This is a genomic window from Calidithermus chliarophilus DSM 9957 (genome assembly GCF_000430045.1).
GTDB classification, from domain to species: Bacteria; Deinococcota; Deinococci; order Deinococcales; family Thermaceae; genus Calidithermus; species Calidithermus chliarophilus.
Genome location: NZ_KE387023.1, coordinates 2,602,061 through 2,626,252, shown reverse-complemented (window position 1 = coordinate 2,626,252; position 24,192 = coordinate 2,602,061). Strand labels below are relative to the sequence as shown.

The following is a 24,192-nucleotide window of genomic DNA, read 5'->3' as shown; positions in this document are numbered from 1 at the left end:
TCAGGGAGGGGTGTGCTCTGGGATCCGAAAAGATAGCCTCTGACTTTTTCTGTCAAATGAGGTTATCTTTTCGAATCCGGTATCAGTAGACCTGCTCGCGCTGCCCGAAGCTGATGACTCGAGGCGTACCCACCTCGTCGAGTTCGGTGGTGGGGAAGTAAGGCGGCGCCTTGCCGTTGAGCATGCGCTGGTCGTAGGTGAACTTGCGCCCGTAACCGGCGGTAGGAGCCCCGGTCGACGGGTTGAACGTGCCGAAAGCCCCGTAGTAGTACTCGATGACCCCGCCCAGCAGGTGCACGTCGCCGGAAGGCGAGAGGTCGTTGTAATTCTCGACCCCGACGATGCCCGTCGAGCTCATGAGCACCCCCTGGACCGCGATGTTCTGAGGAGCACGCAGCCCGCTGGACGCGTCGCCCCCGCCGATGAGGACGTCGGCCGGGTCGGAGGAGGTTCCTTGAGCGTAGATCCCGAGGATGTTGTTGACCTCCAGGTCGTCACAGGTGGCCCGGGTCACGCTGCCGTCGGTATTGCGGGTGGGGCTGGAGTCACACGGCGGGTTCTCGTACTTGAGGTCGCGCGTGATGCGGATGTCGTCCCGGGCCGCTATGGTGATCTCCGCGAAGTGCGCGAGGGCGGGAGGAGCGTCGTCGGGGTTGGTGCTGTTGGCGGGCACCCGGCTGGGCCCGCGCAACCGGTTAATGCTCCCGTCGACGTAGATGACCCCGTTGAAGTTGCTCTGCACCGCCACCCAACTGCTGCCGCTCTTGCGATACAGCACCTTGCTGGGGCCGTCCGCGTAGCGGTACTCCGTACAACTGCTCGAGCTGGTGCAGGCCTTGATGTACTGGTAGGTGGCCGTGGGCTGCCACTCCCCCGAGGAGTTGCGGGTCAGGAGGTTGCCGTTGCTGTCGGTCGCGTAGAGCTCGAGGGAGTAGAGGTTGCTCGTGAAGCGCAGTCCCCGGTCGTCGGCGGCGTCGCGTTGGCGGCTGTCGTTGTCCGGCAGCTTGACGAAGCTCGAGTTCCAGCTCACGCCGTCGGTGAACGTGGGTTGGGTCCCCCGGTAGGTCGGGGCGGAAGCGCTGGGGGACATTGCACTTTCAGCGATAAAGGTCTGGCGGCTGCCGTCGGAAGACATGAACCGCGCCCCAGGGGTGACGCTCCCGCTGCAGCTCGACGCTCCCGGAGACGCGCACCCGGCACTGGTCACCTCGCCCCCGAACCAGGGACTGCGGTAGAAGCGGAAGTACTGGTTGGTGTGTACGGGGCCGTCGAAAAGGGTCCGGTCCGTAAACCACACGTCCCCGCCCCCGCGGGCGGTGTGGACGTTGGTGAACAACGCGTAGCGGGCGAAGCTGCTGCGCCCGATCGGGAAGCGGAATTCCCCTTGCAGCACGACGTTACGCTGGTAGATGCCCTGGGCGGCCTCGGCGACCATCACGAAAGGCAGGGAGTACTGCTGGAGGTTGTTCTGCCCGGTGCCACCCCGGGGAGCACCGTCCACGAAACGCCCGGACGGCAGCTTGACCCCCGTGGGCAGCCCCACGCCGCTGGGGTAAGTGGCGGACCCCGCACAGGCCGTGTTGGTGAAGTACACCCGTACCCGCACGGTAGCCCCGGAGCTCGCAGGCGCCGGGTTGAGGTCGCACACCAGGCTATTGACCTCGGTCTGGAGCTGGCTCGCGACGGTCGCCAGGTCGCTCGCGACGGTGGCGGGGTCCGGGCGGGTCCCGCTGCTGTTCCCCCCGTAGCTCCAGCGGTTGGTGGTGCTCGAGGTCGCGTTCACCACCTGCTGCAACCGGTCCCTCACGGGCCCCGTGAGCAACGCCCCGGCCACGTTGGCCCCGCCACGCGCCAGCATGAGGGTCTGAACGACCGCGGTGTTGTCCCGGCTGTGGCGCATCTCGTCGAGCATCCGGCTGAACATCAGGGCCGAGACGCCGCCGACGACCAGGATCGAAACGAGGGTGATGACCAGAGCGATGCCGTGCGACTTTCTCATGAGCATGAGACCACCGTCCCTATGGCGTAGGTGCCGTTGTTGAGGAGCTCCACCTGGCCGGTGTACGTCCTGGTGATGGCACGGCCCCGGGAGATTTCCCGCGCTTCCATCACCACCTGCAAGCGCTGGAGGGTGTAGGTCGTGCCCGCGTCGGTAAAGGTCATACCCGGGAAAGCACCGCCGGAGAAATCCCAGGTCCGCAGGGTGCCGCTCGAGCTCGTGTAGACGTAGTCGATGCGGAAGTTCGTGATATCGAAGGCCATGGCCTGCTCCGTGCCGCCCTCGCGGGTGTACAGGGTGTCCTGGTCGGGGTCGTAACGGATCCCCATGGCCCGGATGCGGAAAACCAGGGTGCCCGTGGGGGCGTAGGCGAGCGGGTTGCGGCAGGAGGAGTGGGAGAGCCTCCACTGGCTGGGCTGACCGTTCTGGGCCACGCCGGAAACGGGCAACACGATGGACTGCGCGCCATTGACCATCAGGAGCTGGTCGTTGACGCCGATCCCCAAAGCGGACGCCGTCGCCGCCGCGGAGAGGATGTCGGCGTACTGGTCCTGCTTGTTGACGACCGGATACCCGGCCCCGCCGTCGATGAGGCCGAAGGAAACCGCCCGCGCGGTGGGGGTGTAGGGCTGGTTGATGATCCCGCCGAAGATCGCGCTGCGCAGGTCTTGCGTGATCACCTCCATCACCCTTCGCAGCTTCGCCTGAGAGTTGGTCGCGGCCTCCTGGTCGCTTTGCGTCTGGAGCGACTGGATCATGCCGTTATACGCGATCGCCGTCACCGTGATCAGCACGGCCAGGGCGACCAGGATTTCGATAAGGGTGAAGCCTCTAGCTCTGCGCATGCCCTTCTCCTAGTTGATGCCGGGCAGGGGTGCTGCCGCCCCACCCGCCACGGGGGCGGCCCCGACGGTTCGGGCCTCCACGCACGACTCCCCCTGTGCGCCACGCCAGCACACTTGGATGCGGTATGCCCGCAGGCTGCTGAGGTTGAGGCCGCCGCTCACCGCCCAGGTGGGCGTGCCTTCGTTGGTGATCCTCGCGCGGTAGAGGTTGGGGTTGGCGAAGTTCCCCTCACTGGTCAGGTCGGGGAAGTTGGTGCTGAGCGTCCCGTAGTTCCACTCCCGGTAGGTGGAGGCGCTGTCCGGCATCACCTCGTCGTCGGCCCCTACCAGCCGGCGCCCGAAGTAGTTCAGCAGTTGGGATGCCTCGGTGCGCCCCCCCGATTCGACGTTCTGGCGCATATTCCCGAGGATCAGGAGCATGAAAGCCGACAGGGCTATGCCCAGCACGGCCAGTGCCACTATCACTTCAATGAGCGTCAACCCTCGTCTATTCATAGCCGTGCCCTCGTTCACTGCACCTTGACTTCCCCGATCAGCGAGAAGCTGAGGGAGTACGAACGCCCGTTGACCGTGACGTTGACCGGTTGGGCGAACCCCGTAGGGAAGATGACCTTCCCGGGGGGCGTGAAGCTGAACCAGGTGCCGTTGGGGAGCTGCGCGCTCAGAGCGGCGGTCAGGTCCACGGAGCGGATCACCCGGGGAGTGCTCTCCTGGGTCTGCACCTGGAGGCGCCGTCCGACACGGACGAGGTCGAGGCGCTGGCCCCGGCTGGCGGCGGCGGTAGCCCCCTGCCACACGATCTGCCGTACGGAGTTGAGGCCCGCCTTAGCTTCCTGGTTGCCGAGCATCCTGCGGCTCGAGACCGCCATGACCCCGAGCACGATCCCGATCAGGGCGATGACGAGCAGCAGCTCGATAAGGGTCAACCCTCGAGGTCTTATCACGCCCCAAGCCTAGTTACGTGGAGGCGTAACAGCCTACCCCTTACCAGGGGGTCGAAATTTTGGGTTAAGTTCGCTTAACGCTGGCCCTCGGGCCGGCAATTAATCACGTGCGCGGTGCCCAGGCCGGCTTTACGCCCCAGGACCAGGCCGTAGGAGATGGTCTGAATCCCTTCCACGCTGTGCGCGTCGGTCCCCAGGGAGAAGCGCAGCCGGTCGCGCCACTTCAGGGCGAGGCGCCAGTCGAGGTCGCAGCGGTAGTAGTTGCAGTTGATCTCGACGGTCACGCCCCGCTCGGCGGCGCGCTCGAGCACCCGCTCCCAGTCGGCGTCGGCGCCCTGGCGGCGCAGCAGCAGGCGCCCGGTGGGGTGGCCCAGGACCGTGAGGTAGGGGTTGTCCAGCGCCTTCAGCAGGCGCTCGGTCTGGGCCTCGCGGGGCAGCTTGAGCCCGGAGTGCAGGCTGCCGATCACCACGTCGAAGCCGGCAAGGATCTCGTCGGGGTAGTCGAGGGAGCCGTCGGGGAGGATGTCGGACTCGATGCCCTTGAGGATGCGGAAGGGGGCGAGCTCGGCGTTGAGGCGCTCGACCTCGGCCCACTGCTCGAGCACCCGCTCCGGCCCCAAGCCCCCCGCGTAGGGCGCCGACTGGGAGTGGTCGGAGATGACCATGTAGCCGTAGCCCTCGGCGATGGCGGCCTCGGCCATGGCCCGCAGGCTGGCGGTGCCGTCGGAGTAGGTGGAGTGGCAGTGGATGAGGCCCAGCAGGTCCTCCCGGCGCAGGGGCTGGACGGGCTCCTCCAGGCCCAGGTGTTCGGGCTCGCGCCAGTAGGGCGAGACCGGCCGGCGTCCCAGGCGCTCGAAGACCTCGGCCTCGGTGGGGGCCTCCGGCAGGGCGCCCAGCGACTCGAGGAAGGCCAGTGAGCCCGTGGCCCGCACCAGCACGGTGCCGTAGTTCTGGGGGGTCGCGCAGAACACCTTGAGGGGCAGGCCCCCCAGGTGCCCGTGCCAGACGGTGCCCTCGAGGCGCTCGAGGTAGCGCCCCAGGGCGTGCTGCACGGCCTCGGGCTCGGCCAGGGCCACGAAGTCGAGGTTGCCCAGCGTCTCGAGGCCCCGCCGGAAGCTCCCGGCCACCTCGGCCCGGAGGCCGGCGTTCGCGAAGTCGGCCAGCAGCAGCTCGACGGCTTCGACCCCCTCGCCGTAGAGCACGCGGCGCAGGCCCTCGAGCGCGAAGCGCGCCGCCTGGACCAGGTTGGCCTCGGTCTTGGCCCCGAAGCCGGGGATGCCCCGCAGCCGCCCGGCCTCGCCGTGGCGGATGAGCTCCTCGAGCGAGTCCACGCCGTGCTCCCACAGCGCCCGGATGCGCTTGGGGCCCAGCCCCTGCACCCGGAAGAACTCCAGCACGCCGGGGGGCACCTGCGCCTCGAGCTCGGCCATGTAGGCGAACTCGCCGCTGTGCACGATCTCGGCGAGCATGGGCGCGAGCGAGGGGCCCACGCCCGGGACCCCTCGGAAGCCCTGCGCGGCCAGGGTCTGGAGGTCGGCCTCGAGCTTCTCGATGTTGCGGGCGGCCCGGCGGTACACCTGGGCCCGGAACTCCCCCTCCCCCAGCACCTCCATCAGGTCGGCGGCGTACTCGAGCATCCCGGCCAGCTCTTTGCGGTTCATGGCCTTAGCCTAACGGGAGCCGCGCCGGGGAGCCAAAAGCGCTAGGCCAGGGCCCGGAGTTCGCGCGCCATGCGCTCCAGGCGCTGTGGGATCTCCTCGGCGCGGTAGCCGGGCGCGGTGAGGGCCTCGACGTCCTGGGCGAAGTGGGGCGGGAGCTTCGGGCAGCGTTCCTGGGCCAGGCGCACCAGCTTCTTCTCCCCGGGGTGGGGCAGCTCGTTGAGGGCGAAGAGCACGTCGAAGTAGCTCGCCAGGAAGGCTGCTACGCGGTGGTTGAGGCTCACCCAGTCCCGGCGCTCGATGGCCTTGGCGACCTGGCCGGGGTAGTCGGTGACGGAGCCGCCCAGCAGGGGGAGGTTCTTCTCGAGGATGCTGGCCTTGAGGGCAGGGGGGTAGGGCACCCGGCAGCGCTCCTGCAGGCGGGCGGCCCGTCCGGTGCGGTCGAACAAGACCCGCGAGGTGAGGTAGTTGTGCCAGAAACAGGTGCTGTAGCCGACCCAGCCCTCGCAGCGGGCGAGGGTGCGCTCGAGCTGCTCCTCGATGAAGGCCCAGGGGCGGTAGATCACCTCGAGGGCGACCCCCTCCACCACGCCGTCGTCCTCGGTCTCCCAGTAGCGGTTGTCGAGCTCCATGCGCGCGTCGAAGCGGCGGAAGAGGGCCCGGCGGGCCTCGAGGGGCACCGGACACTCCCCGTAGACGTAGAAGTCGTAGTCGGAGAGGGCGTCGCCCGTAGCGGCGGCCTGGGAGCCGGCGAGCAGCAGGGCCTCGACCTCGGGGATTTCGGCGAAGGCCTCGGTGAGGCGGGGGAGGAGTGCGGAGGGGGCGGTCACGAGGGCGTCATCGTACCTCGAGCGCGTAGGGCCGTCCTCGTCCTTCCCGGTAGACCAGCGCCTCGCGGTAGCCCGCCGAGCGCAGCGCCGCGGCCGCGTCGGCGAAGCGGTGGCCCACTTCCCCGGGCGCGTGGGCGTCGGAGCCCAGCACCACAGGGATGCCCAGTTCACGGGCCCGCTCCAGCAGCGCGGGCGCGGGGTACACCTCCCCCACCGGCTTGCGCCAGCCCGCCGTGTTGACGTCCAGGGCCAGCCCTTCCCCGGCGATGGCCCGCAGGGCCTCCTCCGCCAGGTCGAGGTAGCCCTCCGGCGGGACGTGGCCGAACTTCTTGGGCAGGTCGAGGTGGCCGATGGCGTGGTAGAGCCCCGAGCGGGCCGCCCGCACCACCAGCCCGAAGTACTCGCGGTACAGCTCGCGCAGGTCGCGCTCGTCGAAGTCGGCGGCGAAGGCCGGGTTGTCGAAGGGCCAGGCCCCGAGGTAGTGCACCGAGCCGATCACGTAGTCGTAGGCGTAGCCCGCCACCATCCGCCGCACGAAGCCCTCGGTGCCGGGGTGGTAGTCGGCCTCGAGCCCGATCCCCACGTAGAAGTCCCCGGCCTGCTCCCGGGCGCGCTCGAGCGTGGCGTGGTAGAGGGGCAATTGCTCGAGGCTCATGCGCACCTCGGGGTCGAACCAGGGGGGCATGGGGCTATGGTCGGTGAAGACCACGCCCTGCAGGCCCGCCTTCCGCGCGGCCTCGACGTACTCGAGGGGGTGCCCCACCGCGTGGCGGCAGAGGGGGGTGTGCATGTGCGAGTCGAACACGGTTCCCCCTTCTCAGGCGAGCCGCGCGACCTGGCCGCTCGAGGCCCAGACCTGCACGCCGCGGCCCAGCACCGCCGAAGCGCGCTGGGCCAGGGCTTCGTCGGGCAGCAGGTCGCCCCCAGCGGCCTGGACCAGGCTCGCCACCTCGGGCGGGGCCAGGGTGGGGGCGCGCTCGAGCACGCTGTCCACCTGCCACCTCGAGGCCCACAGCCGCTTGAGCGCCCATAGCGCCTCCTGGGAGGAGGGCTCGAGGGCGAAGGGCGCCTCGCCCGCGTAGCGCACCAGCAAGCGGCCCTCCGGCAGCACCCGCCGCACCTCCTCGGCCCGCTCGGGCAGCAGGTAGCTCTCCCGCACCAGCCGCTCGGCCTGGGCACAGGCGGCCTCGAGCCGCTCCTCGTCGAGCCGCGCCCCGAAGACCCCGGCGAAGGCGTTGCGGATCTGCTCGGCCAGGTTGGCGAGCTGGTAGAACTCGGTCTCGAGGCCCTGCAACACCACAGTAGCCACCACCGGCAGCCCAGCGGCCTGGAGCTTCTGGAGATCGGCCACTTCACCAGCGGCAGGGGCTTTGTTCAGGGGGAAAATCATCGGCCCGATTATAGGCCGTAGAGGCAGGAGACGGGAGGCTTGTGGCTCGTAGCGTGGCGTGTGGCTTGTGGTAGACGGCGGTAAGCCTTCAGCCGTCAGCGGTCAGCCGTCAGCTCGTGGCCCGTGGCTCGTGGCCCGTGGCTCGTGGTTCACCCCACCCCTTCCCTCCCCGCGTGCGGGGAGGGGGTATCCCCCCAGCCCCCCTTGCTAAGGGGGGTAAAGAAAAGGCGTCTGGCGTTCGGCGTCTGGCGTTCGGCGTCTGGCGTTCGGCTATCAGCTATCGGCGTTCGGCTACCGACACCCCCTCAAGCCACCACCGGCCGCAACGCCCGCCGGATGCCCAGCGACAGCATTCCGCCCATGATCGCTACGGCTCCTGCGGCAAAGAAGGCCAGGTTGTACTCGCCCAGCGCGTCGCGCACGCTGCCCCCGGCCCAGGAGGCGAAGGCCGCGCCGAGCTGGTGGGCGGCGAAGACCCAGCCGTAAACCGTGCCGACGTTCTGGCGCCCGAAGTTGTCGGCCACCAGGGCCACGGTGGGGGGGACGGTGGCGATGTAGTCGAGGCCGAAGAGGATGGCGAAGGGGACCATGGTCTCAGGGGTCACCGCGTAGGGCAGCAGCAGCAGCGAGAAGCCGCGGAACACGTAGTACACGCACAGCAGCTTGCGGGGGTCGTAGCGGTCGGTGAGCCAGCCCGAGGCGATGGTGCCCACGAAGTTCATCGCGCCCAGCAGGGCCAGCATCCCCGAGGCCACGCCCTGCGAGATGCCGCAGTCCACGGCGTAGGGGATGAAGTGGACGCCGATGAGGCCGTTGGAGGTCGCGCCGCAGATGAAGAAGGTGCCCGCCAGCAGCCAGAAGGTGCTCGAGCGCACCGCCCGGCCCATCACCCCGGCGTCGGCGGTGATCTTAGCGGGGGCACTTCCCGCTGCGGCCCCCAAGGGCCGCTCCCCGATCTCGGCAGGGCTGTCCCTCATCAGCAGGAAGATGGGCACCATCACCGCCAGCGCCACCCCCACCATGACCCAACTGGCCTCGCGCCAGCCCAGCCCCGTGGCCCAGGCCACCAGCGCGGGGATGAAGATGAGCTGCCCCGCCGAGGTGGCCCCGCCGAAAATCCCCATGACCAATCCCCGCTGCCGGATGAACCAGCGGTTGGCGACCGTCGCGCCCAGCACGCTCCCCACGATGCCGGTGCCCACCCCGCTCACCACGCCCCAGATCAGGTTGAGCTGCCAGACCTGGGTCATGAGGGCGCTGCCCGCCATGCTCAGGCTCATCAGCAGCAGGCCGAAGAGGGTGATGCGGCGCGGGCCGTAGCGGTCCATGAGGTAGCCGCTGAAGGGGCCACCCAGCCCGAAGAGCACTAAGCCGATGGACACCGCCACCGAGATGGTGGTCTTGCTCCAGCCCAGGTCCTGCTCCACCGGGACCAGCAAGGCCCCCGGCACCGAGCGAATCCCGGCGGCGACCAGCGTCGCCAGCACCGCCACCGCCACCACGACCCAGCCGTAGAAGATGCGCCTGTCGCTCACGAGTCCTCCGCGAATGGCTAAGGGTATAGCCTAACGCCGGGCCAGGGCTACCAGCCCCACCCCCAGCAGGATCACCGGCAGGGCCAGCAGGGTGACCACGGTGATGGGCTCGGCCACCAGGGCCACCCCCAGCAGCACCGCCACCACCGGGTTGACGTAGGCGTAGCTCCCCGCCAGCGCGGGGCGCACCCTCGAGAGCAGGAACATGTAGGCGCTGTAGCCCACCACCGAGCCGAAGACCACCAGGTAGGCCCAGGCAGCGAGGGACCCGGGGCTGGGCACCTGGGTGAAGCGCTCGCCCAGGAGCGTGCCCATGACCACCAGCACCCCGCCCCCCACCAGCATCTCGGCGGCGCTGCCCATCATGCCCTTGGGCAGGGTCATGTGGCGGCTCCAGGCCGAGCCGAAGGCCCAGCAGACCGGGGCCAGGAAGATCAGGAGGGTGCCGACGAGGTTGGAGCGCAGGTTGCCTTCGAGCATCAGCAGCGCCACCCCGGCGAAGCCCAGCGCCATGCCCAGCCACTCGAGGCGGCGGGTCTTCTCGCCCCACAGCCGGCCGAACAGGGCCAGCCACAGCGGCATGGTGGCGATGATGGTGGCCGCCAGCCCCGAGGCCACCCCCAGCGACTCGCCCAGCGCTACCATCCCCATGCCCCCGCCCATCAGCAGCGTGCCCACGCGGGCCGCGCCCCACCACTCGGCGCGGGTTGGGGCGGGGGCGCCGCGCAACCGCAGCACGAGGAACATCCCCCCGCCGGCCACCAGGAAGCGGACCCCCGTCGCCAGCAGCGCAGGCATGGTCTCGACCATGTAGACGATGGCGAGGTAGGTCGAGCCCCAGATCAGGTACAGCGCCAGCAGGGCGACGAGGACCATCCAGCCGTCGCCGGCGGCACGGGGCAGAACCTTTTGCATCTGCATGCTCAAGCTCCCTTCCGGCTGTGCTCGGCCGGGGCGAAAAACACCAGGATCTCCAACCGCTCCTCGACGTCGAAGAATTTGTGCTCCACCAGGGCCTCCACGAACACCACGCTCCCGGCCTGCACCGGGTACACGTCCTCCCCCACCCGGATCTTGCCCTTCCCGGCCATCACCACGTACACCTCGTCCTCGGCGTGGGGCTGCTGGGGGCCGGCGCTGCCGGCCCCCAGCACGTACAGCCCGCCGCTCAGCGCGGGGACCCGGAGGAACTCGAGGTAGGGCTTCCCCGCTCGCTCCCGCCGGGCCAGAAGGGTTGTGATATCGAATGCGGTTCGGTCATTGAGCGGTAGGGCCATAATCACCTCCGGGCAACACCACGAATAACCCAATGATATAAAACCGAATACCATTTCGTCTATATCTCATTCGGGTGCGTGGTAGAATGCCGAACATGGTTCAGCTAGACGCGATCGACCGGGCCATCGTGCTCGAGCTGCAGAAGGAGAGCCGCCTCTCCTACGCGGAAATCGGCGCACGGGTGGGGCTTTCGGCCGCTGCCGTGCACGAGCGGGTGAAGAAGCTCGAGCGCAAAGGGGTCATCGAGGCGTACCGGATTCAGGTCAACCCCAAGGCCATCGGGCTGCAGGTGACCGCCTACATCGCGGTGCGGCTGCAGAACGACGCCACCTGCGCCGACGTGGCCCCCACCTTCGGCGACTTCCCCGAGGTCGAGGAGTGCCACAGCGCCGCCGGCGACATCGACGTGCTGCTCAAGGCCCGCACCGCCACCCCCGAGGACCTCGAGCGGCTGCTCTACCGCATCAAGCGGGTGCCCGGCGTCTCGCGCACCACCTCGACTGTGGTGCTCTCCACCCAGTTCGAGAACCGGCCCCTGATCCCCGTTGAGCCCGAGTAGAAACCCTGCTAGGATGGGCGGTCTATGCCCCTGAGACCGCCCCTCTGGGACCAGGCCTACCCCTCCAAGACCCGGCTCCGGCTCGAGGTCAGCATGATGCTGGAGTCGGTGGTGGAAGCCCTGCTGGGCCAGCTCGGGGAGGGGGCCTTCGTGGGCATCTACGCCAAGGGCTCGGCCCTCAAGCCCTGGGACAGCCCCCTCGACTACGTGCCCGAGCTCTCCGACCTCGACGTGCAGCTCCTCCTGCACGACCCCGACCTGCTCGACGACCTCGAGCGGGCCCTGGCGGTGCAGGCCGACCTCGAGCGCCGCTTCTTCCGTCGCGCCCCCCAGCCCCTGCACCTGCCCCGCCCCCAGATCCAGGTCATCAACCGCTTCCTGGAGAGCCCCACCTTCTCCCCCTCCCCCGCCCCCGTCGTGCAGACCCTCCTGGGCAAGCCCTACGCCGAGGTTCACCCGCTCACCGACCGCGAGGCCGTGCGGGAGGCCGACCGCTGGGGCCTGCTCGAGCGCGCCAAACCCGAAGACCTCCGGGCCTTCCCCCTCAACTTCATGGACATGCCCGGCAAGTACCTCTTCCACTGCCTGCGCCAGCTCACCTGGCGGGTCGGGCCCACCGCCTCGCGGGCGCTCTCGCTGCTGGGCTACAGCTTCGAGGAAGCCTGGGGCCACAACCGCACCCACCTGATCGGGCGGCTCGAGGCCGCGGGGCAGGCCGGGTTGGCCGCCGACTACGCGGGCTTCTACCTGTGCGCCTGGGACTTCTACCGCTCGGGCTACGCCGACTCCGACGCGGCGCGGCAGGCCGTCCGGCACGGGGTGCGGGTGCTCGAGGCCGGCCGCCGCCTGGCCCAGGGTTGAGCCTGGCGGGTCTCGTGGCTTAGGGTGGGAGGCGTGAAGCGAATTCTCGCGCTGTTGGCCCTGACCTTAGCCCCCGCCCTGGCCCAAAACTGCCTGGGTTTCCGCGAGCTCGAGGTCGCCACCCCCGCCGGCTTCTGCGCCGGGGTCGTTCGCAGCGGCCTCAACTTCCCCAGGGGCGTGCTTCCCCTGGCCAACGGCGACGTCCTGGTGGTCGAGATGGGCGGCTGGGGCCCCAACCGCGGCGCCGTGACCCTGCTCGCCAGGGCCAAAGGCTACGCCCCCCAGCGCCTGTTCACCCAGCTCGACCGCCCCAACGGCATCACCTTAGGCCCCGACGGCAAGGTCTACGTGGGCGAGGCCGGCCGGATCTTCCGCTTCAGCCTGGGCAAGCCCGCCAAGGAGTACGTCATCACCAACCTCCCCGGCAACGGCCGCCACCCCCTCACCCAAATGGTCTTCGACGCCAACCGGCGCCTTTTGGTCAACGTCGGCAGCGCCAGCGACAACTGCCAGCAGGACCAGGGCAAGGCCGCCTGCCGCGAAGCCCAGACCAACGGGCTGGTGCGGCGCTACACCTTCGACTGGGACAGCGGGAAGGTCAGCGGCTGGGGCGTGCTGGCGAGTGGCCTGCGCAACTCCATGGCCCTGGCCGTACACCCCTCGGGCACCGTGCTCCAGGGGGAGAACTCCCGCGACGCCATCAGCGCCGCCGACCCCAAGCTCGACGACGAGGAACACCCCAAGGACGAGCTAAACGTGCTCGAGGCCGGCGCCAACTACGGCTGGCCCTACTGCTACGAGAACGCCCGCAACGCCCCCGAGTTCCCCGACTACCCCTGCGCCAACACCCGCAAGCCCGCCGTGCTGCTCCCCGCCCACGCCGCCCCGCTGGGCATGACCTACTGGACCGGCGGCCCCCAGCCCTATCGGGGCTGGCTGGTGGTGGGCTACCACGGCTACCGCAAGTACGGCCACCGCCTGGTGGCCTTCCCCGTAGACGCCAAAGGCGTCCCCAACGGCAACCCCGCCGACCTGATCAAGTCCTGGGTACTGCCCGGCGGCAAACTGGGAGCCCCGGTAGACGTCAAGGCCGGCCCCGACGGCAGGCTCTACGTCACCGACGACCGCAACGGCATGCTGGTCGTGTTCGGTACGCGGTAGTTGGGAGCCGGAAGCGGTCAGCCGTCAGCCGTCGGCGAAGAGCGAAAGGCTGGTGGCGTGTGGCTCGTGGTGGAAAGGCACCCCTCCCCAGCCCCCCTTGCTAAGGGGGGTGACAAGGCGTCTTGCGTTTTGCGTCTTGCGTCTTGCGTTTGGCGTTTTGCGTTTAGCCATCGGCTATGGGCTATCGGCGTTAGGCGTTCAGCTATCAGCTACAAACCACCCGCCCCAGCATTCTCCACCACCCGCCACATGTACCAAGCAGCGTGGGAACGGAAGGGGCGGAAACGCTCGCCGAGGGCCTCGAGCTCGGCCTTGGTACTCACCCCGTAGACCCGCTCGAGGCCCCTGCGCACCCCGAGGTCGAGGACGGGCCACACGTCGGGGCGGCGCAGGCCGAACATCAAGAACATCTGCACCGTCCAGACCCCGATGCCCTTGACCTGGGTGAGGTGGGCGATGATCTCCTCGTCGGACTGGTGCTCGAGGTCGTCGAGGCCGCCCCCCAAGGCGAAGCGCGAGAGGTCGTGGACGAAGCTCACCTTGGCCCGGGAGAGCCCCAGGGCGCGCAGGTCGTCGGGGTCGGCGGCGGCCAACACGGCGGGCTCGACGGCGAAGCGCTGCTCGAGCCGCTTCCAGATGGTCTCGGCCGCCTTGCCGGAGAGCTGCTGCCCCACGATGGAGCTCACCAGCGTGGGGTAGGCGGGCCGCACCTCGGCGGCGTGGGGACGGAAGGGGGCGGGGCCGAAGCGCCGCTGGAGCTCGGCCATCAGCGGGTCGGCGAACTCGACCGCGCCGTTCGCGGCCGCCGCCTTCTGCCGCTGGGGCCTAGACAAACTGCACCCCGGCGCAGGTGGTTACCTTGCCCTGGTACAAAAACGTCACCTGGCGCAGGGCCGACTCGAGGTCGAAGGGGGTGAGGGCGCTGGTGCCGTCCTCGGGCAGCACCACGTCGTACCAGCGCAGCGCCGCGCTGCCCGCCGTGTGCAGCACGCAGATGTTGGCCACCGTGCCCACGATCACCACGTGCCGGATGCCCCACAGGTGCAGCAGGTGCTCGAGCTGGGTGCCGTAGAAGCCGTCGTAGCGGGCCTTGCGGATGACGGTCTCGTCGGGGCGGGGCTTGAGCGCGTCCACGATCTCGGCGCCCCAGGTGTTGTGCACCACGTGGCGGGGCCAGATGTTGAACTCGGGGTCGTCCTCGGGGTGCCAGTCCTGGGTGTAGACCACCCGCACCCCGGCCTCGCGGGCGCGCTCGAGCAGCCCGGCGATAGCCGGTAGGGTCTTGGGCGCGTCGGGGACGAAGAGCGTGCCCTCGGGCTCCACGAAGTCGTTCTGCATGTCCACGATGATGAGGGCGGTTTGCCGGGCCGGTAGGCTGACCTGGGGGTGACGGGGGATTTCCGGAATTTCAACCATGGCTCTCTCCACCCCTATTCTAGATTGGGAGCGTGACATGGACTTCAAGGTTTCGTGGCGCGAAGCGCTGATGCTGGGCGCAACCGTGGCGTTGCTGGTCGCCGGGTTCCAGGCCAAGGCCCTGGGGCTATGGGTGGCCCTGGCGCTGAGCCTGCCCTTCGGCCTGCTGGCCGCGTTGCTGTACAAAGTGCTGATGCCCCTGTTCCTGCGGCGGCTGGCCCAGGGCCGCGGCGCCGAGCCGCTCGAGGACGAGCCGGAGGAAGGCCAGGGGCCTCGAGACTGAGGCCCTGGTTTGGCACCGCGCGCGGTATCTTCGCGAGCCAGAAAGCCTTCCAGCGAAGAGAAAACCCCTCTCCTGCTGGGAGAGGGGCTGGGGTGAGGGGACCGTTGACCCTCGGCCATTGACACGTTTTCGCGCCCGGCGTTGGGCGTTCGACGTTCGGCCCAGTTACCTGCGGCCAATGAGCCTCCAGGCCGTCGGGAGCAGCGCCGCGGCGATGACCGCCTTGACCAGGTCGCCGGCCAGGAAGGGGATCATCCCGGCCTGGAGCACGGCCTCGACGCCGGCGTACTTGCCGATCCCGGCCAGCATGTAGCCCAGCCAGGGCACGCCCAGCGCGTAGATCACCAGGTTCGCCAGCAGCATGGCGACGAGGGTCTTCCAGGGGCTGCGGTCGGTGCCGAAGCGCTCGACCAGGTAGCCCACCAGGAAGGCGGCCAACGGGAAGGCGACTAAGTAGCCGGCGGTGAAGGACGTGGCGGCCCAGGTCTTGCCGCCCGCGAACACCGGGAGCGCCAGGCCCTCGAGCAGGTACGCCACCAGGGCTAAGAAGCCCAGGCGGCTGCCCAGGGCGGCGCCCACCAGCAGCACGCCCAGGGTCTGGAGGGTGATGGGCACGGGCTGGGTGGGGATCGAGGCCTGGGCGCACAGCGCCACGAAGAAGCTGCCGCCTAGCACCAGCAGCAGGTCGCGCAGGGCGCTGCGGGTGGGGAGCAGGGTCTTGACCAGGGGGGTATAGGGCAGGGTCTGGGTCGGGTTCATTGGATTCATCGCTCAGCCTCCTAATCTACCGATGAGGGATACGTCGCCAGCGGCGATCCGTTCAGTTCCGCCCTGAGACTCTACCACCAAGGCCCCGTCCTCGGCTAGGTCCAGCGCCCGGCCCTGCATCTCCCCGCGCGGGGTGCGGATGCTCACCTCCTTCCCCAGGGTGACGCTGTACTTTTTCCAGTCCTCCAGGACGCGCTCGGGCTTGGAGAGGTTTTCATATTGGTTTTCCAGCTCCTCGAGGATGCTCGCCAGCAACTCGGCCCGGTTGACCGGCGCGAACTCGCTCAGCGCCGCCCCTGCGGGGGGCACGGGCGGCAGGACGTTGAGCCCGATCCCCAGGATCACCACGCCGGGCACGGGGTTCCCCGCCTTGGCCTCGACCAGGATCCCGGCCAGCTTGCGCCCGTCGGGGGCCAGCAGGTCGTTAGGCCACTTGAGCCCGCCCAGGCCCACCGCCTCGCGCAAGGCCACCCCCACCGCCAGCGGCAGCAGGGCGACGGGGACCCGGGGGCGCAGCAGCAGCGAGAAGGTCAGGGAGGCCCCGGGCGTGCTCACCCAGGGGCGGCCCATCCGTCCCCGGCCCGCGGTCTGGCGCTCGGCCAGGACCACCGCGCCCTCGGGGGCCCCCTCCTCGGCCCACCGCCGCAGCTCGTCCTGGGTGCTGGTGGTGTGGCCCAGGTAGCGGTAGGGCTGACCGAAGCTGCCGCGCAGGCGGGGGGCCAGGAGGTGGGGCAGCGGGGTCCCCGGCGCTACCCGCACCCCCAGCGCCTTGGAAACCTCGACCGGGTAGCCCTCGTGGACCAGGCGCTGCACCAGGTAGCGGGCCTGGTCGCGGTCGACGCCGAGTTGTTCGCCTAGAATCCGGCTGGGCTGGAACTGTTCGCTGAGCAGGTTCAACAACCGGTGATGCACGCCCCTATGCTACCGTTCCAGGGTCGGCAGACGCGCGCTCCACCCTTTAGCTGACCTCAATCCTCACCCGTTAGTGGACCCCCGCCCCCTCCCCCCCGGGCGCTAAGCTGGAGCGGTGCACCGACTGTTCTGGCTCCCCCTGTTGGGGCTGGCCTGGGCGGCCCCGCTCCTGCCGGCGGGGACCTGGCAGGGCCACCGTAGCCCCCCCGGAGCGCTCGCGCTGAGCCCGGACGGCCGAACCCTGGCCGTCGCCGCCGACGCCTACGTGCAGCTTTTCAGCCTCGAGGGGCAGCCCCGGGGCCTGCTGAGCGGCCACCTCGACACCGTGCGGGCGCTGAGCTACAGCCCCGACGGGACCCTCCTGGCCAGCGGGGCCGCCGACAACACCGTGCGGCTGTGGGGCCCGCAGCCCGGCCCGGCACTGCGCACCTACCGGGGCCACTCGGGCGAGGTCTGGGGGTTGCGCTTCAGCCGCGACGGGCGCAGCGTGCTGAGCGCCGCCTCCGACGGGGAGGTGCGGCTGTGGGGCCTCGAGGGCCAGACCCTGCGCACCTACCCGGGGGCCCGGGGCTGGGTCTACGGCCTGGCCTTCGCGCCGGGGGACGAGTACTTCGCCAGCGGGGGGCTCGAGGGCGTCGAGCTGTGGCACCGGCAGACCGGGCGCCCGCTGCCCCTGCTGGGGCCGCAGGGGGTGCACGCGCTCGACTGGGGCCGCAAAGGGCTGCTGGCGACCGGCGACCGCGAGGGCGTGATCCGGCTGTGGAGCCCCCAGGGGCAGCCCCTGGGCCAGATCCCGGCCCACGGCCAGGTGGTCACCGCACTCGCCTGGAACCCCGCGGGCGACCGGCTCCTCAGCGGCGGCCAGGACGGGAAGATCGCCGTGTGGGACGAGAGGGGCCGCCCCGTGCGGGGCTGGACGAGCGCCTCGGTGCTGTGCCTGGCCTGGGACCGCGCGGGCGGGGTGGTCAGCGGCCACGACGACGGCCGGGTGCGGCTGTGGAGCCCGGAGGGGAAGCTGGTGCGGGCCCTCGAGCCCGTCGCCGCCTCGGTGGGCGCGCTGGCCCACAGCCCGGACGGGCGCTTCGTGGCGAGCGGCGGCCGGGACAAGGAGGTGTGGCTGTGGGACCGCCAGGGCCGCGTGCTCCACAAGCTGCGGGGGCACGAGCTCGAGGTCAGCGTGCTGGCCTTCTCCCCCGACAGCCGCCACCTCGCCAGCGGCAGCGCCGACGGCACCGTCCGCGTCTGGGAAGTCGCCGGCGGCAGGCTGCTCCAGACCCTCGGGCGCCACGGGGACGGGGTTTCTGCCCTGGCCTGGCACCCGGCGGGCAAAGGGCTGGCGAGCGGCGGGCGCGACGAGGTGATCAAGCTGTGGGAGTGGCGCAGCGGTAAGCTTTTGCACGACTGGCGCGGCCACGAGTACGACGTCACCGGGCTGGCCTGGGCGGGGGAGGGCTTCGTCAGCGCCAGCGCCGACCAGACCCTGGTCTGGTGGGACGTGCAGGGGCGGCCTCTGCGGCGGGTGCTCACCGAACAGGGCGCGCTCTACAGCCTGGCGCTCGACCCCAAAGGCACCGTCCTCGCCACGGGCGGCTTCGACGGCACGGTGCGGCTGTGGGACGCCCGGAGCGGGAAGCCCCTGCGCACCCTCGAGGGCCACACCAGCGCGGTGCAGGCCCTGGCCTGGAGCCCCGGCGGCGAGCTCGCCAGCAGCGGCTGGGACAAAACCGTGAGGGTCTGGAAGGCCGCGAGCGGCACCCTCGAGCAGACCCTCGCCGGCTTCGTGCGCCCGGTCTACGGCCTGGCCTGGCCCTCCTCGGGGCTGGTGGTGGGCAGCGGGACGCTGGAGCGCGGGGGGACGCTGAGCGTGTTCAGGGCGAGGTAGCGCCCGGCAGGGGGCGCTTCCCGACGCGCCGGCCCAGCCTCCGGCGCAAAACAAGGGCGCACCCCGCTCCGGTCACGCCTAGCAGCAGGGGAAGCGCCAGCAGGCCGAGCGGCCAGCCCGGGCCGGAGAGCTCGAGCCGCCGCCGGTACTCCAGCCGCTTGGCCGCGAACAGGGCCGTGGGCAAGTTCTCCTGCCGGGCGAGGTCCTGCAAGGCGGGGTCGAAGGCGAAGGCGGGGGCGGCGTGGAGGTAGGTGATCCCCGCGCCGGGCTGTCGGGCGGCCAACTGGCCCCTGGCTTCCGGGTCGAGGTCGCTGGCCGCGCCGGGGACGAGCACGCGCCCCACGGGGGGCAGGCCGGCGGGCGTGTAGCGCGGCACGAGGTAGAGGCCGTGCCTCGAGCGCACCGTGCCCTGGCCGAAGGTGTGAAGGTTGTGGGTGAAGGAGCCCGCGTGCACGTCGAAGATCGCGGCGAGCTCGAGCTCCCCGACCCCCGCGTACAGCCACACCCCGGCCTCGCGCTTGCGCCACCGGAAGGCGGTGTTGAGCAGGTAGATGCCGTCGGGGGGCCGGAAGGCGAAGGGCTCCATCCTGGGGTCGCGCAGGAATTCGGGGGCAGGGTAGCGGACCTGCGCGGCCACGGCCTCGGCCATCGCCGGGCCGTGGCGCTTGGCGAGCAGGTAGAGGGTGGCGTCGATGCCCGACAGCAGCCCGGCGGAGGTGAGCACCGCGCCCGCGTCGACGTAACGCACCCCGGCCCGCCAGCGCACCCTCGGGTAGCGGGCCGCCAGCCGGCCCAGGTCGGCCCAGTGGGTCGTGGCGTCTTTCCCGTCGAGCACGCCCGCGGCCGCCAGCACCTCGGCGCCGGTGCACCAGGAGAACAGCAGCGTGGCGCGGGCCTGTTTCCGCAGCCACTCCAGCACCGGCCGGTTGGCGGGCGACCCGACCTCGAGCATGGCCGGCACCACCACCACGTCGGGGGCACGGCCCAGCAGCGCCTCGAGCTCGGCGAAGGCGAAGTGAGGCAGCACGTCGAGGTGGCCCGTCAGGGTGCGCAGGGCCCGGCTCGAGGCCACCGCGTACACGTTGTAAGCACCCGACTGCGCGAACAGCGCGTAGGGCCCCAGGACGTCGGTGACCTCGCTCACGCCCTCGCCCAGCACGACGGCCACCGTAGGCTTGCGGGGGTCGTAGGGCGGGCGGGCGGCGGGCTCGGCCCGGCTCACGAGCTCGCGGGGCGCGGGGGACATGGCGGCGCGCATGGACGCCCACGAGCCCAGGCCCCCCGCGATCAAGACCGGGAGCAAAAAGGCCAGGGAGTACAGCAGCGCGGCCAGGACCCGTCTCATGCCTGCCCCCTCTGGCGCGCCGCCGAGGGCGCAAAGCCGAACTCCCGGCTCCACAGCCGGCGGAAGTGGCGCACGTCGGCGAAGCCGGTCTTGAGCGCCACGTCCTCGATGCTGAGCTCGGGGTTGTGCAGCAGGGTGCGAGCGAGCTCGAGGCGCAGCCGCTGCCGGTAGGCGGTCAGGGTCAGCCCGGTGGCCTCGCGGAACGCCCGCGACAGGCTCCGCACGCTCATGCGGGCCGCCGCGGCGACCTGCTCGAGCGAGACGGGCTCGGCGAGCTTCTCCAACAGGAAGTCCTGCGCGCGGTGGACGCCCGGGTGGAGGTGGGTGCGGTACTGCAGGAACACGCTGGTCTGGGCGTGGGTGCCGTTGCGGCGCAGGTAGACCACCAGTTGGCGGGCCACCTGCGCGGCGAAGAGCGGGCCGCGCTCCTGCTCGACGACGGACAGGGCCATGTCGATGCCCGCGGCGATCCCGGCGCTGGTGGTGACGGGGCCGTCGTGGGTGAAGAGGACGGCGTCCTGGACGCGGGCCAGCGGGTAGCGCGCCCGCAGGGCCTCGATGGCCGACCAGTGCGTGGTGCAGCGCCGGTGGTCGAGCAGCCCGGCCTCCCCCAGCACGAAAGCCCCGGTGCAGACCGAGACCAGGTGGGCCCCGGCGGCGTAAGCCCCGCGCAACCACTCCCGGACGGCGGGCTCGAGGCGCAGTTCCCCCGTGGCATAGCGGGCCAGCTCCATCCCCGGGATCAGCACCCGGTCGCGCGGGCCGACGGGGGGAAGGGGCTCGAGGCGGGCGAACGCCAGCCCCTGGGCGCTCACCATCTCGGGCTGGTGGGCGCAGAAGGCGAGCGAGTAGTTCGCCCCCAGCGAGGCCGCGGCCGCGAAGACCTGGGCCGGGCCGGCCAGGTCGAGCAGGTTGACCTCGGGGAGCAGGAGGAAAAGGACGCGGCGAGAAGGTTCGGGAGGGAAGGGTTGGGGGGTCATAGGCAGTCTCCAGGGGTCCTAATGGGTCAATGGTGCCCGCCCCTGCCTGCCCGCCGCAAGGGCTGATCCGACCGAAGACCGGACGGATTACGCCGATAGACCTTCTTGCCGAAGTCGCTGATGGCCGGATAGCCGGTATGCCGGGGGCCCGTGGACCGTGGTCTGGTGTTAGAGGCCGGGTTTGAGGCCCGGCCCTATAGACGTTCGACGTTCAGCGTTTGGCGTCTCGCGTCTTGCGTATCGCGTACGACGTACGGCCCTTCTATTCCTGCTCCAGCGGCCACGGCCGCCCGTACGCCCGCACCTCGCTGCCCCGGAAGGCGTGCTCGAGCAGCCGCTGCAGGTACCGGCCCGCCTCGGGCAGCAGGCCGGTGCAGCCGGGGTGGGTGTAGACGAAGGCGTAGCGCGGCCAGCGCGGGGACTGGGAGAACACCACGCTCCCCTCGTACTCAGGGTAGCTGGCGTAGAACTTGGCCAGCAGGGCCTCGAGCGTCTCCCTGGCCTCGGGCAGGGCGTGCTCCTCGGGCGGGCGCACCCACAGCGTGACCACCTTGAGCGCGTTCACCGGCTCACCCCCCAGGCGTAGGGGGAGCGGGCCAGGAGTTCGGCCAGGCGCCTGGCCCCCTCGGCCAGCCGGGGACCGGGGCGGCCCAGGTAGGCTTCCTCGAGGGGGAACACCTGCCGGTAGCGGAGCGCGGGGACGTCGAGCTCCCGCTTCAGCGCCACCTCCGGGCGCAGCTTGCGGACGCCGCACCAGGAGACCGTGATCAGGTCGGGCGCGGCGGCCTCCACCTCCTGGGGGGTCAGGGGCTTGGAGCGCACGTCCAGGTGGGCGAAGGCGTTCTCGGCCCCCAGCGCCTCGAGCAGCCCCGTCACCCAGCTCCGGCGCCCCGCCGCGATCATCGGGCGCGGCCACCACTCCACCATCACCCGTGGGGGCCGCACCCAGCGCGGCAGGCTCCCCCGCGCCTGGGCGATCATCCGGCGCATGGCCCGCACCACGTGCTCCCCCTGGCGGGGCACCTCGAGCCACCCCGCCACCCGCTCGATGTCGGCGTACACGTCCTGCAGGCTCTCGGGGTCGAGCACCTCGTGGGGGATCCCCCGCTCGGCCAGCCCCTGCACCACGCGCTCCATGCCCGGCACGCTCAGGCTGGCGAGCACCAGGTCGGGCCGCAAGCGCTCCACGGCGTCGAGGTCCACCCGGAGGTCGGGGCCCACGCGCGGCAGTTGCCGCACCTGGGCCGGGAAGTCGGAGTGGTCGTCCACGCCCACCAGCCGGTCCAGGCAGCCCAGCGCCCAGACGATCTCGGTGTTGGATGCGGTCAGGCTGATGAGTCGCATAAGCCCTCGCGGATAGCGGATAGCTGGAGCTTTTTAGCTATAGGCCATCAGCTATCGGCGTTTCTTGACGAGCCACCTCTCCTCGTGGAAGCCCTCGCGCTGGTTGACCACCCGGGCCAGCGTGAACAGCAGGTCGGAGAGGCGGTTGAGGTAGCGCACGGCCTCGGCGTTGACCTCCTCGGCGTGCATCAGCTCGACCACCCGGCGCTCGGCCCGGCGCACCACGGTGCGGGCGAGGTGCAAGGCGGCGGCGGCGGCGTGGCCGCCGGGGTGGATGAAGCCGGTGAACTTGGGGGCCTCCTCCTGGTAACGGTCGATGAGGGCCTCGAGCCTCGCCACGTCCTGGGCGTCGATGCGGGCGAGGTTCTTCTCGTAGGGGCCGCCGAAGCGGGTGGCGAGGTCGGCGCCGAGGTCGAAGAGGGCGTTCTGGAGGTACTCGAGGTCGGCCTGGAGGTCGGGGTGGGCCTCGCCCAGCGCGGCCCGCGCCACGCCGATAGCGCTGTTGGCCTCGTCCACCGTGCCGTAGGCCTCGACCCGCGGGTGGTCCTTGGGCACCCGGTCGGCCCCGTAGAGCCCGGTCTCGCCCCGGTCGCCGGTCTTGGTGTAGATCTTCATAGCCCCAATCTACCCCCAGCCGCACGGCCCCACCACCGTCACGCCGCACAGTTGCCCCGCCCAAGGTCAGTCAGGGTACACACGTCCCGCTCGGGATGGCCTAGCGTAGATCCAGTTGTATGAGCCTGCCCATCGCTTTCCTGGCCGGGATGCTGTCCTTCCTCTCCCCCTGCGTGCTGCCGCTGGTGCCCACCTACCTGCTCTACTTGGGGGGCGACAAGGGCCGCCCGATCCGCAACGCCCTGTTCTTCGTGCTGGGCTTCAGCGCGATCTTCGTCGTGCTGGGCCTGCCCTTCACCCTGCTGGGCAGCCTGCTCCTGGGCAGCCGCGACCTGCTGAGCAAGATCGGGGGGGTGGTGCTGGTCCTGTTCGGCCTGTACATGCTGGGCCTCAAGCCCGCCTTCCTGACTCGAGCCGTCAGCCTGCGCTACCAGGGCGACACCCAGACCCCCTGGGGGGCCTTCGTGCTGGGCGTGGTGCTGGGCCTGGGCTGGACCCCCTGCATCGGCCCGGTGCTGGGGGCCATCTACACCCTGACCGCCGCGGGCGGCGGGGTCTCCCCCCTGCTGGCCTACGTCCTGGGCCTGGCGATCCCCTTCCTGCTGGTCGCGCTCTTCGCCGACCGGGTTCGGGGCTTCCTGCGCCGGGCGGCCCGGCTCTCCCACGCCTTCGAGGTGACGGCGGGGGTGGTGCTGGTGCTCATCGGCGTGCTGCTCGTCACCGACCAGTTCACCATCCTCAACAGCTACCTGCTCAAGATCACGCCCCAGTGGCTCTTGGACCTCGAGAACGGCTTCCTGGGCAGGTGACGCGCGCCGGCTCCTTGTGCGAATCATTCCGGCTCGTTTAGGCTAAGCCCCCGATGAGTCCCCTGCTCGAGGCCCAGTCCCTCTCCAAGCGCTACGGGCGCGACTGGGTGATCCGTGGCCTGGACTTCCGCCTCGAGCCCGGCGAGGTGGTCGCCCTGCTGGGCCCCAACGGCGTGGGCAAGACCACGCTGCTGCGGCTGCTGGCCGGGCTGATGCGGGCCAGCGGGGGGAGGGTCGCGCGGCAGGGCAGGGTGGGGCTGCTCGCCAACCCCCCGGCCTTTCACCGGCACTTCACCGGAGAAGAAAACCTGAGCTACGCGCTGCGGCTCGAGGGGCGCTCCCCCCAGCCCGGCGCCATCGCCGCCGCCCTGCAGGCGGTGGGGCTCCCGCCCGGCAAGGCGGTGCTGGGCTACTCCAGCGGCATGAAAAAGCGCCTGGCGATGGCCCGCCTGCGCCTCCAGCGGCCCGACATCTGGCTCCTCGACGAGCCCGAGGCCGCCCTCGACGCCCAGGGGCGCGAGTTGCTCGAGGCCCTGATCCTGGAGGCCAAAAGTGCCGGGGGCGTCGTGCTCGCCACCCACGACCGGGGCTGGGTCCAGCGCCTCGCCACCCGCACCCTCGAGCTCTCCCCCGCCGTCTGAACGCCATGCCGCCGCTTCCTGCCTGCTCAACCCACGATCAGCTCTCAACCCTCGGCACTCGGCGTTTTGCGTTTTGCGTTTTGCGTTCGGCGTTCGGCGTTCGGCGCCGGGCGTTGGGCATTCGGCCTTCGACGTGC

The 24,192-nt window shown here is 70.6% G+C and carries 27 protein-coding genes; 7 read left to right on the top strand and 20 right to left on the bottom strand.

What is annotated here, in order from left to right:
* Window positions 1-82: 82 nt before the first annotated feature.
* The 11 genes from MEICH_RS0112745 to MEICH_RS0112695 form a co-directional block, all read right to left on the bottom strand.
* Window positions 83-1,999: a DUF4900 domain-containing protein gene (locus MEICH_RS0112745; protein WP_338025495.1), complete on the bottom strand. Its 1,917-nt coding sequence runs from the start codon at window positions 1,997-1,999 to the stop codon at window positions 83-85.
* The gene (locus MEICH_RS0112740) at window positions 1,996-2,844 is read right to left on the bottom strand and encodes a PulJ/GspJ family protein (protein WP_027892946.1); all 849 of its coding nucleotides are present in this window, start codon (window positions 2,842-2,844) and stop codon (window positions 1,996-1,998) included. Before MEICH_RS0112740 ends, MEICH_RS0112745 begins: the two co-directional genes overlap by 4 nt.
* A 9-nt stretch (window positions 2,845-2,853) precedes the next feature.
* Window positions 2,854-3,339 (bottom strand): prepilin-type N-terminal cleavage/methylation domain-containing protein, encoded by a 486-nt coding sequence (locus MEICH_RS0112735; protein ID WP_027892945.1) that lies wholly within the window; start codon window positions 3,337-3,339, stop codon window positions 2,854-2,856.
* Between the two features lie 14 nt (window positions 3,340-3,353).
* Complete coding sequence (locus tag MEICH_RS0112730) at window positions 3,354-3,788, bottom strand: prepilin-type N-terminal cleavage/methylation domain-containing protein (protein WP_027892944.1); 435 nt, start codon at window positions 3,786-3,788, stop codon at window positions 3,354-3,356.
* A gap of 74 nt (window positions 3,789-3,862) precedes the next feature.
* Window positions 3,863-5,449 (bottom strand): DNA polymerase/3'-5' exonuclease PolX, encoded by a 1,587-nt coding sequence (locus MEICH_RS0112725; protein WP_027892943.1) that lies wholly within the window; start codon window positions 5,447-5,449, stop codon window positions 3,863-3,865.
* A gap of 41 nt (window positions 5,450-5,490) precedes the next feature.
* Window positions 5,491-6,276: a DUF4037 domain-containing protein gene (locus tag MEICH_RS0112720; RefSeq protein WP_027892942.1), complete on the bottom strand. Its 786-nt coding sequence runs from the start codon at window positions 6,274-6,276 to the stop codon at window positions 5,491-5,493.
* Between the two features lie 7 nt (window positions 6,277-6,283).
* Window positions 6,284-7,081: a histidinol-phosphatase HisJ family protein gene (locus MEICH_RS0112715; RefSeq protein ID WP_027892941.1), complete on the bottom strand. Its 798-nt coding sequence runs from the start codon at window positions 7,079-7,081 to the stop codon at window positions 6,284-6,286.
* A gap of 12 nt (window positions 7,082-7,093) precedes the next feature.
* Window positions 7,094-7,666 (bottom strand): hypothetical protein, encoded by a 573-nt coding sequence (locus tag MEICH_RS0112710; RefSeq protein WP_027892940.1) that lies wholly within the window; start codon window positions 7,664-7,666, stop codon window positions 7,094-7,096.
* Between the two features lie 305 nt (window positions 7,667-7,971).
* Complete coding sequence (locus tag MEICH_RS0112705) at window positions 7,972-9,201, bottom strand: MFS transporter (protein WP_036218550.1); 1,230 nt, start codon at window positions 9,199-9,201, stop codon at window positions 7,972-7,974.
* 30 nt (window positions 9,202-9,231) lie between these two features.
* A complete protein-coding gene (gene yedA / locus MEICH_RS0112700) occupies window positions 9,232-10,116 on the bottom strand; it encodes a drug/metabolite exporter YedA (protein WP_051304229.1) in 885 nt (294 codons plus the stop codon).
* 8 nt (window positions 10,117-10,124) lie between these two features.
* Window positions 10,125-10,478 (bottom strand): cupin domain-containing protein, encoded by a 354-nt coding sequence (locus tag MEICH_RS0112695; RefSeq protein ID WP_084542292.1) that lies wholly within the window; start codon window positions 10,476-10,478, stop codon window positions 10,125-10,127.
* A gap of 95 nt (window positions 10,479-10,573) precedes the next feature.
* On the opposite strand from MEICH_RS0112695, the gene MEICH_RS0112690 reads away from it, so the two are divergent.
* Genes MEICH_RS0112690 through MEICH_RS0112680 form a run of 3 tightly spaced genes read left to right on the top strand, consistent with a single transcriptional unit; the run spans window position 10,574 to window position 13,060 of the window.
* Complete coding sequence (locus tag MEICH_RS0112690; RefSeq protein WP_084542291.1) at window positions 10,574-11,038, top strand: Lrp/AsnC family transcriptional regulator; 465 nt, start codon at window positions 10,574-10,576, stop codon at window positions 11,036-11,038.
* A gap of 24 nt (window positions 11,039-11,062) precedes the next feature.
* Window positions 11,063-11,899: a hypothetical protein gene (locus tag MEICH_RS0112685; protein ID WP_027892935.1), complete on the top strand. Its 837-nt coding sequence runs from the start codon at window positions 11,063-11,065 to the stop codon at window positions 11,897-11,899.
* 33 nt (window positions 11,900-11,932) lie between these two features.
* Entirely contained in the window at window positions 11,933-13,060 is a 1,128-nt protein-coding gene (locus MEICH_RS0112680) for a PQQ-dependent sugar dehydrogenase (protein WP_027892934.1), read from the top strand.
* A gap of 209 nt (window positions 13,061-13,269) precedes the next feature.
* On the opposite strand, the gene MEICH_RS0112675 is transcribed toward MEICH_RS0112680, so the two are convergent.
* A complete protein-coding gene (locus tag MEICH_RS0112675; RefSeq protein WP_338025493.1) occupies window positions 13,270-13,893 on the bottom strand; it encodes a DNA-3-methyladenine glycosylase family protein in 624 nt (207 codons plus the stop codon).
* Window positions 13,886-14,476 (bottom strand): cysteine hydrolase family protein, encoded by a 591-nt coding sequence (locus tag MEICH_RS0112670; protein WP_027892932.1) that lies wholly within the window; start codon window positions 14,474-14,476, stop codon window positions 13,886-13,888. Before MEICH_RS0112670 ends, MEICH_RS0112675 begins: the two co-directional genes overlap by 8 nt.
* A gap of 37 nt (window positions 14,477-14,513) precedes the next feature.
* Here MEICH_RS0112670 and MEICH_RS24940 point away from each other — a divergent pair, with 37 nt between their 5' ends.
* Window positions 14,514-14,759, top strand: a complete 246-nt coding sequence (locus MEICH_RS24940) for a magnesium transporter (RefSeq protein ID WP_036218548.1) — start codon at window positions 14,514-14,516, stop codon at window positions 14,757-14,759.
* A gap of 165 nt (window positions 14,760-14,924) precedes the next feature.
* Here MEICH_RS24940 and MEICH_RS0112660 read toward each other — a convergent pair whose 3' ends face one another.
* A complete protein-coding gene (locus MEICH_RS0112660; RefSeq protein ID WP_027892931.1) occupies window positions 14,925-15,518 on the bottom strand; it encodes a biotin transporter BioY in 594 nt (197 codons plus the stop codon).
* A gap of 12 nt (window positions 15,519-15,530) precedes the next feature.
* Entirely contained in the window at window positions 15,531-16,439 is a 909-nt protein-coding gene (locus MEICH_RS0112655; RefSeq protein WP_027892930.1) for a biotin--[acetyl-CoA-carboxylase] ligase, read from the bottom strand.
* Window positions 16,440-16,554: 115 nt separating this feature from the next.
* Between MEICH_RS0112655 and MEICH_RS0112650 the strand changes: the two genes are divergently transcribed.
* Window positions 16,555-18,321 carry a WD40 repeat domain-containing protein gene (locus MEICH_RS0112650; RefSeq protein WP_245587647.1) on the top strand — a complete coding sequence of 589 codons (1,767 nt, stop codon included), beginning with the start codon at window positions 16,555-16,557 and terminating at the stop codon, window positions 18,319-18,321.
* On the opposite strand, the gene MEICH_RS0112645 is transcribed toward MEICH_RS0112650, so the two are convergent.
* The 5 genes from MEICH_RS0112645 to MEICH_RS0112625 form a co-directional block, all read right to left on the bottom strand.
* Window positions 18,308-19,666 (bottom strand): DJ-1/PfpI family protein, encoded by a 1,359-nt coding sequence (locus tag MEICH_RS0112645; protein ID WP_027892928.1) that lies wholly within the window; start codon window positions 19,664-19,666, stop codon window positions 18,308-18,310. The two genes, MEICH_RS0112650 and MEICH_RS0112645, sit on opposite strands and share 14 nt — an antisense overlap.
* Window positions 19,663-20,646 (bottom strand): GlxA family transcriptional regulator, encoded by a 984-nt coding sequence (locus MEICH_RS0112640; RefSeq protein WP_051304141.1) that lies wholly within the window; start codon window positions 20,644-20,646, stop codon window positions 19,663-19,665. Before MEICH_RS0112640 ends, MEICH_RS0112645 begins: the two co-directional genes overlap by 4 nt.
* A gap of 262 nt (window positions 20,647-20,908) precedes the next feature.
* Complete coding sequence (locus tag MEICH_RS0112635; RefSeq protein ID WP_027892926.1) at window positions 20,909-21,211, bottom strand: hypothetical protein; 303 nt, start codon at window positions 21,209-21,211, stop codon at window positions 20,909-20,911.
* Window positions 21,208-21,990, bottom strand: a complete 783-nt coding sequence (locus MEICH_RS0112630) for a cobalamin-binding protein (protein WP_036218546.1) — start codon at window positions 21,988-21,990, stop codon at window positions 21,208-21,210. Before MEICH_RS0112630 ends, MEICH_RS0112635 begins: the two co-directional genes overlap by 4 nt.
* 51 nt (window positions 21,991-22,041) lie before the next feature.
* The gene (locus tag MEICH_RS0112625) at window positions 22,042-22,605 is read right to left on the bottom strand and encodes a cob(I)yrinic acid a,c-diamide adenosyltransferase (protein ID WP_027892924.1); all 564 of its coding nucleotides are present in this window, start codon (window positions 22,603-22,605) and stop codon (window positions 22,042-22,044) included.
* 119 nt (window positions 22,606-22,724) lie between these two features.
* Between MEICH_RS0112625 and MEICH_RS0112620 the strand changes: the two genes are divergently transcribed.
* Together MEICH_RS0112620 and MEICH_RS0112615 are read left to right on the top strand one after the other, a co-directional pair.
* On the top strand, window positions 22,725-23,414 hold the full coding sequence (locus tag MEICH_RS0112620) for a cytochrome c biogenesis CcdA family protein (protein WP_027892923.1): 690 nt from the start codon (window positions 22,725-22,727) through the stop codon (window positions 23,412-23,414).
* Window positions 23,415-23,467: 53 nt separating this feature from the next.
* On the top strand, window positions 23,468-24,055 hold the full coding sequence (locus MEICH_RS0112615; protein ID WP_027892922.1) for an ABC transporter ATP-binding protein: 588 nt from the start codon (window positions 23,468-23,470) through the stop codon (window positions 24,053-24,055).
* Window positions 24,056-24,192 lie beyond the last annotated feature (137 nt).